The following is a 13,149-nucleotide window of genomic DNA, read 5'->3' as shown; positions in this document are numbered from 1 at the left end:
TGCCGCCCCGCAAGATGTTCCGCGACCCGCCGGCCGTGCCATAATTGATCAGTCGTTCCCTGAAAGCCCGTGCAAACAGGAGCAATATGATGCAGCTCGAAATCACCGGACAAAACATTGAGATCACCCAGGCACTGCGCGCCTATGTGGCCGAGAAGACCGACCGGCTCGAGCGTCATTTCGACCATCTGATCGCGGCCCACTTCGTCTTGCATCTCGAAAAGCTCGAGCATACCGCCGAAGGCACGATTCACGTCGGTGGGCGAACCAACCCGATCCACGCCGATGCAGTCGCCGACGACATGTACGCGGCGATTGATGCCCTGATCGACAAACTCGACCGCCAGGTCCGTCGCCACAAGGGAAAGGTGACTGATCATCACCGCCACGCCGGATCGGCCCAGCTCGGCTAGTCTGCACGTTTCCAGCGCCAACGGGGTTCTGCCATGCAACTCGCTGATGTCCTCGCGTCTGACCGGATTGCCGTGGACGTTTCGGTGTCGAGCAAGAAGTCTCTGCTTGAAAAGGCCGCTGAGATGCTGGCCGCGACGAGCGCCAGCGCCGACGCCCGGGAGATCTTTGACAGTCTGTGCCAGCGCGAGCGGCTGGGGTCGACCGGCCTGGGGCATGGCGTCGCCATACCGCATGGCCGGGTGGCGGGCCAGGAATCGGTTGCCGCGGCACTGATCCGCCTGAAGCGGGCCATCGACTTCGACGCCCCGGACCAGAAGAACGTGGATCTGTTCTTTGCGCTGGCCGTGCCCAGCCAGTGCACCGACGCCCACTTGCAGCTGTTGGCCGAAATCGCCGAGCGCCTCGGTTGCGAGGATCAGCGCCGTCGGCTGCGCGAGGCCGATCAGCCCGAGCAGTTGCTGCGCATCCTCTCCCTCGACGCCGCGGATGCCAACGAAACATGACGCCCGCCCGCGTGACGCCGGCCGAGCTCTATGAGCAGTTTTCCGACCGCCTAGAGCTGCGCTGGATCAACGGCAAGTCCGAAGCGGACCGGCGTGAGCTGGTAGCGACCGGCTTCCGGTCGCGCCCCTCACTGGTCGGGTTTCTCAATCTGATTCATTCAACCCGAATCCAGGTCATCGGGCGCGAGGAATACGACTGGTTGGAGAGCCTGGACTCGCGCACCCGCTGGGAGTCCCTGGCGCGAATCATGGACGCCAGGCCAGCGGCCATCATCGTGGCCAACGGACTGGAAGTGGCCGATGATCTGCTCAAGCAGGCGGCCGAAACCGGCACGCCGCTGCTGACCTCGACCCAGCCCGACTGGGAGCTGGTCAGTTTTCTCGAGTACCAAGTCTCCCGGCGGCTGGCGCGCCGCGAAACACTGCATGGCGTGTTCATGGAGATCTTCACGATTGGCGTCCTGATCACCGGTGAAGCCGGCACCGGGAAGAGCGAGCTGGCGCTCGAGTTGCTGACCCGTGGTCACCGGCTGATCGCAGACGATGCGCCCGAGTTCACGCAGCTCACGCCCGACATCGTCGAAGGCTCCTGCCCGCCGGTGCTCAAGGAATGTCTGGAGGTTCGCGGACTGGGCATTCTCAACATCCGCCGCATGTTCGGCGATGCCGCGATCAAGGCGAGCAAGTATCTGCGCCTGATCATTCACCTGCACTTGCCGCGACCCGGCGACGAGGACGGCGACCGGCTGCACGGCGACGACAGCCAGCGCCAGGTGCTCGATCTGAAGATCCCGCAGATCAACCTCCCGGTTCTGGCCGGACGCAACATGGCCGTGATCGCCGAGGCAGCGGTTCGTGACTTCATGCTGCGCATGAAAGGCTTCGATGCGGCCGCCGAGTTCGTCGAACGTCACGGCCGGCTGCTGTCGGACAAGTCATGAACAACGCCCCGCCGGTCTCTCTGGTCATCGTCAGCGGGTTGTCGGGCAGCGGCAAGACCGTCGCCCTGCATGCCCTGGAGGATCTCGGCTATTACTGTGTCGACAACCTGCCAGGTGGCCTTCTGCCCGACCTGGCCAGGGAAGTGCGGGGTCGGCCTGAGCGCTATCCACGGGTGGCCATTGGCGTCGATGCTCGCAGCGGCCCGGAGGGCCTGTCCCGGCTCCCCGGGCTGCTGGAGTCACTGCCCGGCGATCCGGCCTTCCAGCTCCTGTTCCTGGATACCGACACGCGCGTACTGCTGCGTCGGTTCAGCGAAACACGCCGTCGTCATCCCCTGAGCGACCTGGGCGGTCTGGAGGCGGCCATCGAGGCCGAGCGCCAGTTGCTCGACCCCATACGCGCACGCGCCGACTGGACCATCGACACATCCGACTGCAATATTCATCAGCTGCGCCGTCAAGTCTGGCGCGCCATCGGCGTGGCCGAAAACCAGTCGGCTCAGTCGGTTGTACTGGAATCCTTCGGATACAAGCACGGCGTACCCGGAGACGTTGACCTCGTGTTCGACACCCGCTGTCTGCCCAACCCGCACTGGCAACCCGGGCTGCGCGCCCATACCGGCATCGAACCACAAGTCCGGACTTACCTGGAATCACACGAGATTGTCGGGGCATTCTGCACTGACGTGCTGACTTTTGTGCGTCGGTGGCTGCCGGCGCTGGCCGAAGACCAGCGCAGCCTGGTGACCGTAGCTTTCGGCTGCACCGGGGGCCAGCATCGCTCGGTCTACGTGGTCGACCGGATGGCACGGGCCCTGCGCGCGGATGGCCTGCGGGTCTTGACCAGCCACCGCGAGCTCGAACAGTGACCGGTCTGATTCTGGTCACCCACGATGGACTCGGCGAGGCCGTCCGGCGCGAGGCTGAACATATACTCGGCCGGCCTCTGACCCTGACCAGCGTCGCGATCAGTTACCGGGCCAATATCGGGCAGGCGCTGGACCAGGTGCGCACCGCGATTGCCCTGGGGGCCGACAGCGACGGTGCACTGGTCATCACCGATCTGCCGGGTGCCACGCCGCACAACCTGGCGGTTGAAGCCGCCAGCGACACCCGTACCCGCGTCGTATCCGGGCTGAACCTGCCCATGCTGCTCAAGGCCGTCAATCATGCAGCCCGCGCTCCCGATGCTCTGGCAGAGCTGGTCAGCACTGGCGGGCACCAGGGCATCACGGTCTCGTGACGCGCGTGCCGCTCAAGCTGATCAATCGGCTGGGCCTGCACGCGCGCGCCGCCAGCAAGCTGGTGCAGGCGGCCTCAGCGTACCGCAGCCAGCTGTGGCTGGAACACAAGGGCCGGCGGGTCAACGCCAAGTCGATCATGGGCGTGCTGCTGCTGGCCGCCCCCTGCGGCAGCGACCTGACGCTCGAGGCCAGCGGACCTGACGAGACCGAGGCGGCAAACGCCATCGCCCGCCTGGTCGCCGAACGCTTCGGAGAAGACGAATGAGCCTGGCACTGACCGGAATCGGCGTGACCAGCGGCATCGCGCTGGGCAAGGTCCACCGGCTGACGCCAGGCGAGTTGTCGCTGCCCGAGTACTATCTGAACGCCGATGCTGTTGAGGGCGAAACCGAGCGTCTTCGGCGAGCCGCCAGCCGCGGTCAGCGCTTCCTGACCAGCGTCAGCGAGCGCATTGGGGAAAGCGGCAACGAAACCGCGCGCGAGCTGCTCCAGGCCCATCGACTGATCTTGCGTGACCCGATGTTGATTGAGGCCAGCTGCGAACGGATCGAACAGGATCGCATCAACGCCGAATGGGCGCTGGCCCAGCAAAGCGAACAGCTGCAAGACGCGTTCCGAAGACTCGATGACGACTACCTGGCGCAGCGGCGCGAGGATCTGGAGCAGGTCGTTCAGCTGATCCAGCGCGAGCTGGCAGACCAGCCTGCCGCCGTTTTGGGCAGCCAGATTCCGCATCGGCTCGAGGACACCGTGCTGGTGGCGGTGGAACTCAGCCCGGCCGACCTGACCATTCTCAGCCAGCGCCGGGTGGCCGGCCTGATCACCGAACACGGCGGGCCCTGGTCGCATGTCGCGATTCTCGCGCGCAGCCTGGAAATACCCATGGTCGTCGGCGTCCATCATGCCATCGAACTGCTTGAGGAAGGCGAATCGGTGGTGCTCGACGGCCACTACGGCGCCGTGCTCGTCAACCCGGATGACAGCCTGGAGCGCCACTACGCCGAGAAACAGGCCGCCAGCCAGCGCCACCGCGTCGAGCTGCGCCAATACCTGTCGCGGCCTTGCAGGACGATCGACAAACAGAAGTTCGAGATACTGGGCAACGCCGAGCTGCCGATCGAGTTCGAGCGCTGCGTCGACGCCGGCGTGTCGGGCATCGGACTCATGCGCACCGAGTACCTGTTTCTCGACGAGCAGATGCCTGACGAGCAGGCCCAGTTCCGCGCCTATCGCAAGGCAGTGCAGATACTCGACGGGCGGCCGGTCACCATCCGGACGCTTGATGCCGGCGGTGACAAACTGCCATCAGCGCTGGCACTGACACGCGGTCCGAATCCGGCGCTCGGTCTGCGCGGACTGCGCCTTTCACTGTCGGTGACCGACCTGTTCTGCCAGCAACTGCGCGCGATCCTGCGCGCCTCGACCGAAGGACCCGTGCGCATTCTGCTGCCCATGCTGACCAGCGTCGATGAGGTGGCCCAGGCCCGGCAGCTGATCGCTCAGTGCCGTGAGTCGCTGCGCAACGAGGGCCTCAATCTGGACCCTGACCTGCCGATCGGCGGCATGATCGAAACACCAGCAGCGGCGCTGAACGCCGAGGAAATGGCCGCGGAACTCGATTTTCTGTCGATCGGCACCAATGACCTGATCCAGTACGTGCTTGCAATAGACCGCCAGGATGAACTGGTCAGCCATCTCTACGACCCGACCCAGCCAGGCGTCATCGAATTGCTCGAGCGCATCACCGCGGCCGGACGGCGGCATGAACGTCCGGTGACGGTCTGTGGCGAGCTGGCCGGAGACGAGCGCGCCGCCCGCCTGCTGCTTGGCCTGGGTCTGCGTCAGTTCAGCATGCCACCGGCACGTGTGGCCGCGGTCAAGAAAAGCCTGATCGAAGCGGACTCAAGGGCCTGCCGGGACATCGTCACCCGCTTTCGTGCCGATGCGGCCTGGCGCCGCTCGCACCGCCTGCTCGAGGAACTGGCCGAGCACGGGGGCAAATCCTGACGTGCGCGTTGCCTATCTGACCGAAGAAGCGCCTCTTGACGCGGCGCAGATCGCGACCGGGAACCAGGTCCGCGACATGACCCTGGAGCAGACGATCACCGGCCACGGCATGCAGGTCATCCGGCGCTGGAACGCGGACTGGACCACCGAAACACTGGCCGCTGCGATTGATGACTGCCGGCCCGATGCCCTCCTGCTTGGCTACTGGCGCCTGCTTGAACTGCTGCCTGAGAACCTCGACTACCCGATCGCCGTCGATTGCGTCGCACCGCGCCCGCTGGAGGACCACTTTGCCGAACCTTGCGGCACGGAATCGTTCATCCAGCGTTACGGCAAGGCCCTGCAGCGCGCGGATCTGATCATGGTGGGCAACTCGCGCCAGCGCTTGATGATTGCCGGATGGATGCTCGCCAACGGCGACGATCTGCGTTCACAGGTGCCGGTTGCTGTCGTGTCGCTGGCTGCCACGCCCTCGCCTGCGCCGCGGGAGGATCACCAGCTACCGCTGGTCCTTGCGACCGGCGGCAGGGATTGGCCGTGGCGCAACAGCCAGCGTTGGCTGCGCACGCTGCTCGATTGCGGGCTCGGCGGCCGGATGGAACTGCACTGTATCGGGCCTTCAGGCATCGATCATCCAGGCGTTCACGCGCAACCGCTGATGCCCTGGGCTCAGTGGCAAACGTATCTGGCCACTCGCGCGCATGTCGGCATCGAGCTGGCCGAGGCCAACCTCGAACGCGAGCTCAGCCAGTCCTTTCGGTCGACGGCGTTTCTCGGTGCCGGCCTGCCGCTGATTCTCAACGACTTTCTGCCGCTGGCCGATCTTGTCCGCCGCTATGACGCTGGCTGGGTGGTGGCGTCGCCTACGGCTGCCCGGGCAGCCCTAAGCCAGGCAGTCGAATCCCCGCAGGTGTGGCGCCAGAAGGCCACTGGTGCCTGGCGCCTGGCGCGCGAGGCACTGGACCCGCGGGCCAGCGCCAAGCCCCTGCTTGATTGGCTGGAGCATCCGCGGCGGCGCATTCGGCAAACAGTCCCGCGCAAGCCCGACCCTGCACCGACGGCCTCGGCCCTGCCGCGGCGCCGCAATGCACTGGGACGGGTCGGCCGCATCGTGCTGGCCCCGTTCAGGCGTCGGCTGAACGGCAACGGTGTCGTGGTCATTTCACGCGCCGATCTGTTCCCGACCGATCACGGCGCCGCCGTCAAGATCATCGAAACCGCACGCGGCCTGGCCCGGCAGGGTCGACCGGTTGCCATCGTGACGGCCGAGCGTGACCACTATCTGGAGGTCTCTCCGGATGGGGTGATTCGCCGACCGCTGCCGCGATGGTTGCGGCTACTGGCACTCCCGCGCCGCGTCAGCCACTTGCTGCACCGGTTGCGTGGCATGCCCAGCAGCAACGCCTTCCTGTACTGGCCACTGTACGACCCGGGCTACGCCCTGCGCGCAGCCTGGGTCGGGCGACAGATCGACGCCGGACAGATCCTCGCCGAGTTTCCGGCGTACGCCCACAGCGCCCGCCTGTGTCGAATGCTCAATGGCAGCAGCGCGGTGATGGTCGAGCACAACGTCGAATATCAGCGCCTGCGCGAACAGATCAGTGATCTCGGCGAGGCGTGCTACCAGCGCTTCCGGCGCATCGAGCTGAAACTGGCCAACAGCATGGACGCGGTGGTCTGCGTGTCAGAGCGGGATCGTCGCACGCTGATCGATGCCGGCCTCGAATCGACCCGGGTAATCACCATCCCCCACGGTGTGGATCTGACTGGGTTCGAGCATGCCGAACCGATCGATGTCCGGGCCGGCTTCGAGCTCGACCCGACCCGGCCGATCCTGGTCTATCACGGGACGTTCTCCTATGAACCGAATCATCAGGCATTGATGATCATCGTCGAGGAAATCCTGCCGCGTTTGGCGCGCCTCGGTCACCAGGCGCAGGTGCTGGCCATCGGCAGCCACCCGCCAAAGGCGCTGTTTCATTCCGACCTGTGTCTGACCGGCAGCCTGCCCGAACTGGCCGGCGCGATCAAGGCCTGTGATCTGGCGATCGTGCCGCTGATCGCCGGCGGCGGCACACGCATGAAGATTCTGGACTATTTCGGCGCCGCCCTGCCCGTGGTGAGCACCTCGAAAGGATGTGAGGGCCTGCCCGTGACCGACGGCCGGGAGCTGCTCATCCGTGACGATTGGGACAGTTTTGCCGAAACCGTGGCCAGGCTGCTTGAGGACCCGGAGCGCTGCCGTGAGCTTGGCGACAACGCCTACCGCTTCGCCAGCGCGCTGAGCTGGCCGGCGATTGCCGCTCGCTACGACAAACTGTTCAGGCAGCTGGCGCGAACCCGAACACCGGCCGAGCTCCGGTAGCCAATACCCCAACAGGGCCGAGGTCAGCTCAGCCGGTTACCCGGTCACGCAGGTACACCGGCTGCAGATGCCCGGCATCAACCGCCTCGACCTCCCCGGCGAGCGCCAGCAGCGCACGTGCGTGTGGATGGGATTCGGGTCGCACCGCCCCCAGCCCGACGCCAAGCGCGTCAGAAATCGCTGTCGGCCCGACCTTCAGACCCGAACCGACGACCAGCCAGGGACCTTCATCGGGCGGCGACAGCGCGCGCGGTGAAATCACCGCTTCGCGGCCGATCAGCCGCCGAGTTCGCCCATCGGTCCTGTACCAGCCGGCATAGACCTCGCCCATGCGTGCATCGAGCACGGCCAGCAACCGGCGAGCGCGACGGTGAGGGTCAGCCGCTTCGGCCAGAGCAGCCAGCGTGGATACCGGGTGAATCGGCAGATCGTGGGCCAGCGCGATGCCCTGCATCACGCCCAGCCCGATACGCAGGCTGGTAAAGCCACCGGGACCGCGCGTTACCGCCAGAGCGTCGAGGGCAGAAAAGCCGATGCCGGCCTGGGCGAGCAACTCGCGAATCCAGGGCACCACGACGGCGGCATGGCGACGGGGCACTGCCCCTTCCCGCACTCGCGTCTGCCTGTCAACCTGCAGTGCGGCCGAGCAAAAGTCGGTGGCCGAATCAAGCGCCAGGGTAATCATGCGGCCAGTCGCTCGCGCAGAAAATCGGCTGCCGCCTGGGCGCTATCGACCGGAGTCAGCGCGGGCAGACTGGCCAGGAACAGTCGCCCATAGCCTCGCGTAACCAGGCGAGGATCGCCCAGGATGAGCACGCCAAAATCCTCGGCCTGGCGGATCAGTCGGCCCGCGCCCTGCTTGAGCGCCAGGACCGCCTGCGGCAGCTGTACGGTCGTAAAGGGATTCTCCCCCGACTCCCGCACCGCCGCGAGCATCGCTTCGAGGACTGGATCATCGGGCGCGGCAAACGGCAGCTTGTCGATCACGACCACGCTCAGCGCGCGTCCGGGAACATCGACACCCTCCCAGAAACTGGCTGCGCCCAGCAACAGGCTGTTGGGTGTATGGCAGAAACGCTCCAGCAGCACATGACGCGGCGCCTCCTCCTGGACCAGCAGGTGAAAACTGCCATGAGCACGCAGCCAGGTCGCGGCTTGTCGCAGGGCGCGGTGCGCGGTGAACAGCAGAAAGGCCCGACCCTCACTGGCGCGCAATACGGGCAGGATTCGCTCCATCAGGGCCTCGGTATGCTCGACCTGACGAGGGTCGGGCAGTCCCGAGGGAATCCAGAGCCGGGTCTGGGTTGCATAATCGAAGGGACTGTCCACGACCAGCTCACGCGCCGACCCCAGGCCCAGGCGTCGCGTGAAATGCTCAAAGCGCTGACCCACGGCCAGGGTTGCCGAGGTCATGATCCACGGCGCATCGGTCCGCCCGCGCAGCTGGGCCAGCGGGCCCGCCACGTCAAGCGGGGTCAGATTGAGCTGGAATCGTCCTCGGCGGGCGCTGAACCAGCGCACGTGGCCTTCCTGACCGGCCAGGAAGGCCGCCAGCTCGCCATGCAGGATCTCCGCGCGCTGCGCGCAGCTGGCCAGGTCGCGGCTTTGCTCGGCGATCGGATCCAGGGCCGCATGCAGCGCCCCGAACGCCTGCATCAGATGCCGGAATTCACCGAGGCACGCCCCCAACAGACCGAACTCGCCGCGGGCCGGCAGCGTACTGCACGCGCTCATGGACTGTTCCAGGGCGCCGCGGGCGGATGCAACCGGCGCACGCAGCGAGTGCAGCGCACCGGCGACCTGACCGCAGGCGGCAAGCGTGTCGCGCAGTAGTTCGCGCAGCTGCCAGGCGCTGACCCCGCGCGAGAAAAAGCGCAGCGCGGTGTCGGGCACCTGGTGAGCCTCGTCGACAATCACCGCATCAGCCCCCGGCAACACCTCGCCGAACCCGCTGCGCTTCAGAGCCAGGTCGGCAAACAGCAGATGGTGATTGACTACCACCAGGTCGGCGTCCTGCGCGCGTCGCCGTGCCTTGACCAAGGGGCAGTCGGCCAGGTGCGGACACTCACCGCCAAGGCAGTTGTCCTGGGTCGAGGTCACCAGCGGCCAGACTGAAGAACCCGCAGGGATGTCGCCGAGTTCGCCAATCTCACCGCTGGTGGTTTGACGCGCCCAGCGAGCGACCTGACGCAGCGGTTCGACCAGGTCCTGATCGACCTGATCCGACGCGTTGAGGTGCCGCTCAAGCCGCTGCGGGCACAGGTAATTGGAACGACCCTTGAGCAGGGCAATCCTGCGCTCGAGGCCCAGCGCACGAAGCGTTAGGGGCAGGTCACGCCGGTACAGCTGATCCTGCAGGTTGAGCGTCCCGGTCGATACAATGGTTCGCACGCCACGCAGCAACACCGGTACCAGATAGGCCAGGGTCTTGCCGGTGCCGGTTGCGGCTTCGGCGACCAGGTCGCTGCCGTCGTCCAGGCATTGATCGATTGCCCGGGCCAGCGCCAGCTGTCCGCCACGTGGACGAAAATGTGGCAGCGTCGCCGCCAGCGGCCCGTCGCTCCCGAAGACACTCGTCAGCTCGTCGCGCATTGCCGCGCTCAAAAGCGCTCCGGCGGCAGCACATCGCACCCCCGCCCGCTTGCACTGGCCTGCTCGGCGGCCCGGGACCGCCCCTGCCGCTCACGCGCGAGCGCCAGCGTCTGCCAGTTGCGCCGGCACAGGACGCCGACACGCGGCCCCAGCTCGTAGGAACGGGTCGCGTAATACTCGGCCTGATCGAATTGGCCGCGGGCCAGGCTGATCTCGGCCAGGTGCTGCAACAGCTCCGGATCGCGCGGGGCAATGCGTAACGCTCGCTCGAGCAGCTCATTGGCGCGCTGATGATCATCCTGCTGCTCGGCCGCCCGCGCCGCCTCGCGCAGCTCGGTCACTGCCGGATTGCGCAATGGGTAGACTTGCAGCCCCCGAGCTTCCTCGCCACCAGGCGGCGCACGGGCAGCGAGCACTTCTGATTCGACGTCGGGCGTGACCGGTCGCCAGCCACAGGCTGCCGCAGCAGCCAGCAAGACGGCGGCAGCGGCGATCCGGACAGCGATCGAGATCCTGCTCATCATTGACTCCTCTTCCGGCAATCGTCGCTGGACCGAGTGGTTCAGCGCGGGCGCCGCGTTGAGCGACAGTCGGACGACACGGTCGGCTGGCTGCCGGCAATGAACGGCAGCGCCAAGGCGCCCGGGCAACCTTCACGCGACAGTTCCGGACGCGGCCAGTCGACCCAGTACCATTCCACATCATCCGGCCAGCCGCGTCGCACCGGCACCATCGGCCAGCCATCAAACAGCCGTGCCCAGATCGGCAACGCTGCCGCCGCGCCGCTGACACCCGCCGGCGCGTGGTCGTCACGCCCGACCCAGACGACACCCAGCGCATCCGGAGTATAGCCGACGAACCAGGCATCCCGGCGGTCGTTCGTGGTGCCGGTCTTGCCGCGCACACCCGGATCATAAGCCAGCAACGCCGGCATGCGCCGCGCCGTGCCGTCGGTGACCGTGTAGCGCAGCGCATAATCGACGAGGGCCAGGGCAGATCGGTCTTGCACCGGCTTCAGCCGCGGTCGATAGCGGGCAATGGTTCGATCTGCTTGATCGACCACCCGGGCGACCGCGTTGAGCGGGGTGGTGAAACCGTCGGCAGCCAGCGGCTGATAAAGCTGGGCAACCTGCAGTGGCGACAGACTGACTGCACCAAGCAGCGCAGCAGGATGCGGGGCGTGATCAATCGCTACACCCGACTGCTGCATGAGCGCATACAGCGGCCCGATACCGATGTCCAGACCAAGCCGGACCGTGGCCTGGTTGTAGGACTGGGCCAGCGCCTCCATCAGCGGCACCGTGCCGTGGCTGAGGCCGTCGTGATTGACCGGTTGCCAGCGGCTGCCGTCTGCAAGCGGCACCCCCAGCGCACGGTCTTGCAGCGGCGTCACCAGCGTGAACCGATCCGGCTGGGACAGGGCCAGAAGGTAAATCAGGGGCTTGATCACGGACCCAACGGAGCGGCGGGCATCGATCGCGCGATTGAACGCCGAACGGCCCGGAACCCGGTCGCCAACCAGCGCCAGCACATCGCCACTGGCCGGCTCGACCACGACAACCGCGCCCTGCAGTGTCGCCGGAACGCGTTCGATCGCAGCCAGCCCCTCCTCCAGCGCCGCCTCGGCTCGCGCCTGCAAAGACGGTGCAAGCGTGGTGAAGATGCGCAAACCGGCGCTGCGCAGATCCTGCTCGCGATAGTCGCGCAGCAGCTGGCGCCGAACCAGGTCAAGCCATGCCGTCGCCTTGCGCTGGCCGCCGCGCGATGGTGCCAGATTGAGGCCACTGGCTCGCGCCCGGGTGTGGGTGCCCTGATCAATCAACCCGGTTTGCAAGAACTGGTCCAGCACCTGGTCCCGGCGTTGGCGCGCCCGCTCCGGGTTGCGCAGGGGATGGTACCAGGACGCACCCCGCACCATGCCGACCAGCAACGCAATCTGCGCAACGTCCAGCGCCTCGACGGGGCGATCAAAGTAGTGCTTCGCAGCCCGACCGAAGCCGTGGATCGCCCGCTTGCCGTCCTGGCCCAGATAGACCTCGTTGAGCCAGGCCTCGAGGATCGCCGCCTTGTCGTAGCGCAGCTCGAGGCTCAAGGCGATGACGGCCTCGTTGAACTTGCGCCACCATGAGCGGCGGTGGTCAAGAAACAGATTGCGAGCCAGCTGCTGGGTGATCGTACTGCCGCCCTGCACGACCTGACCGCTGCGCAGGTTGACCCATGCCGCGCGCGCGATGGCGCGTGTATCCAGACCATGATGGTGCTTGAAGCGGCGGTCCTCGACGGCCTGGGCACCGGTCACCAGCAGTGGCGGAAACTCACTCAGCGGCAGCGGCAGACGATCCCGATTGTCCAGGGGCAGCAATCGATCAAGCTCAGCCGGCGGAAGCCGAACCAGGCTTCCGGCAGAACTGTCCATGTGGGCGACCCGGTCACCGGACAGCGTCAGCCTGACGCGTGATTGCGGCTGATGCTGATCAGGGAAATCAAATCCAGGCAAGTGGATCTCGAAGCTTGCATCACGCCTTTGAAATCGCCCCGGGACATCGGGTGTGCCGGTGCGCAGGCCGGCCGCCTCGAGCTCGATCATCAGGTCGTTTATGGCAATCGGACGCCCTTCATACAGCTCCAGCGGGCGCGCAAACACCTGCCCGGCCTGCGCTGGCGAACGGGCCTCGAAGCGCTCGACCGCCGCATGTGCCAAATACAGCGACCAGCCACCGACGAAACCGCAGATCACGCCCGCGAGCAGGGCCAGAGCTCCAACCACAACCCGCCGCAAGGCACTCAGACCATTGCGCAGTCCAGACATCGCCGCCTCAGTCCCGCACCGCCCGATCTGTGGGCGCCGAAGAGCCCGCGCAGTCCCGGCCCGCCCAGTTGGCCAAGGGCTTTTCTATATCAGCCATAGATCTGAGATAATACCCGGTCAGCCGGTCGAACAGGCCGGCCAGGCGGCAGGGTGCCGCTTGATGATCTCACAATTCAAAACGCTAACACAGACCGGATACATCGTGGACAGCAAGTTACCGAATGCCGGACCTGCGCGGCCCCGTCCTGCTGTGGCCAGGGCGCCACTGAGTGAC

The 13,149-nt window shown here is 66.3% G+C and carries 12 protein-coding genes; 8 read left to right on the top strand and 4 right to left on the bottom strand.

Annotated features, from left to right (window positions below; translation table 11 throughout):
- Positions 1 to 89 precede the first annotated feature (89 nt).
- From raiA to HND55_04485, 8 genes are read left to right on the top strand one after another with little or no spacing between them, the layout of a single operon-like run.
- On the top strand, positions 90 to 413 hold the full coding sequence (gene raiA, locus HND55_04520; protein ID QKK03985.1) for a ribosome-associated translation inhibitor RaiA: 324 nt from the start codon (positions 90 to 92) through the stop codon (positions 411 to 413).
- Positions 414 to 446: 33 nt separating this feature from the next.
- Positions 447 to 917 carry a PTS sugar transporter subunit IIA gene (locus HND55_04515; GenBank protein ID QKK01987.1) on the top strand — a complete coding sequence of 157 codons (471 nt, stop codon included), beginning with the start codon at positions 447 to 449 and terminating at the stop codon, positions 915 to 917.
- Positions 914 to 1,858 carry an HPr(Ser) kinase/phosphatase gene (gene hprK, locus HND55_04510; GenBank protein ID QKK01986.1) on the top strand — a complete coding sequence of 315 codons (945 nt, stop codon included), beginning with the start codon at positions 914 to 916 and terminating at the stop codon, positions 1,856 to 1,858. Before HND55_04515 ends, hprK begins: the two co-directional genes overlap by 4 nt.
- Positions 1,855 to 2,727, top strand: coding sequence for an RNase adapter RapZ (gene rapZ / locus HND55_04505; GenBank protein QKK01985.1), 873 nt, complete (start codon positions 1,855 to 1,857; stop codon positions 2,725 to 2,727). The genes hprK and rapZ overlap by 4 nt, the downstream gene beginning before the upstream one ends.
- Entirely contained in the window at positions 2,724 to 3,101 is a 378-nt protein-coding gene (locus HND55_04500) for a PTS fructose transporter subunit IIA (GenBank protein QKK01984.1), read from the top strand. Before rapZ ends, HND55_04500 begins: the two co-directional genes overlap by 4 nt.
- Entirely contained in the window at positions 3,098 to 3,367 is a 270-nt protein-coding gene (locus HND55_04495) for an HPr family phosphocarrier protein (GenBank protein QKK01983.1), read from the top strand. Before HND55_04500 ends, HND55_04495 begins: the two co-directional genes overlap by 4 nt.
- Positions 3,364 to 5,109 carry a phosphoenolpyruvate--protein phosphotransferase gene (ptsP, locus tag HND55_04490; GenBank protein ID QKK01982.1) on the top strand — a complete coding sequence of 582 codons (1,746 nt, stop codon included), beginning with the start codon at positions 3,364 to 3,366 and terminating at the stop codon, positions 5,107 to 5,109. Before HND55_04495 ends, ptsP begins: the two co-directional genes overlap by 4 nt.
- Before the next feature lies 1 nt (position 5,110).
- Positions 5,111 to 7,474 carry a glycosyltransferase family 4 protein gene (locus HND55_04485; GenBank protein QKK01981.1) on the top strand — a complete coding sequence of 788 codons (2,364 nt, stop codon included), beginning with the start codon at positions 5,111 to 5,113 and terminating at the stop codon, positions 7,472 to 7,474.
- Between the two features lie 28 nt (positions 7,475 to 7,502).
- Here the strand turns inward: HND55_04485 and tsaB are convergent, their stop codons facing one another.
- The 4 genes from tsaB to HND55_04465 are packed head-to-tail and all read right to left on the bottom strand — an operon-like array spanning position 7,503 to position 12,875.
- A complete protein-coding gene (gene tsaB / locus HND55_04480) occupies positions 7,503 to 8,159 on the bottom strand; it encodes a tRNA (adenosine(37)-N6)-threonylcarbamoyltransferase complex dimerization subunit type 1 TsaB (GenBank protein ID QKK01980.1) in 657 nt (218 codons plus the stop codon).
- Positions 8,156 to 10,066 (bottom strand): ATP-dependent DNA helicase, encoded by a 1,911-nt coding sequence (locus HND55_04475; protein QKK01979.1) that lies wholly within the window; start codon positions 10,064 to 10,066, stop codon positions 8,156 to 8,158. The genes tsaB and HND55_04475 overlap by 4 nt, the downstream gene beginning before the upstream one ends.
- Positions 10,067 to 10,074: 8 nt before the next feature.
- Complete coding sequence (locus HND55_04470; GenBank protein ID QKK01978.1) at positions 10,075 to 10,590, bottom strand: tetratricopeptide repeat protein; 516 nt, start codon at positions 10,588 to 10,590, stop codon at positions 10,075 to 10,077.
- A 38-nt stretch (positions 10,591 to 10,628) separates the two neighbouring features.
- The gene (locus tag HND55_04465; GenBank protein QKK01977.1) at positions 10,629 to 12,875 is read right to left on the bottom strand and encodes a penicillin-binding protein 1B; all 2,247 of its coding nucleotides are present in this window, start codon (positions 12,873 to 12,875) and stop codon (positions 10,629 to 10,631) included.
- Between the last annotated feature and the right edge of the window lie 274 nt (positions 12,876 to 13,149).

It is taken from the genome of Pseudomonadota bacterium, from assembly GCA_013285445.1.
Taxonomy (GTDB): domain Bacteria; phylum Pseudomonadota; class Gammaproteobacteria; order Xanthomonadales; family Wenzhouxiangellaceae; genus Wenzhouxiangella.
The sequence above is the reverse complement of the archived record's forward strand: the minus strand, read 5'-3'. Positions and strand labels throughout refer to the sequence as shown.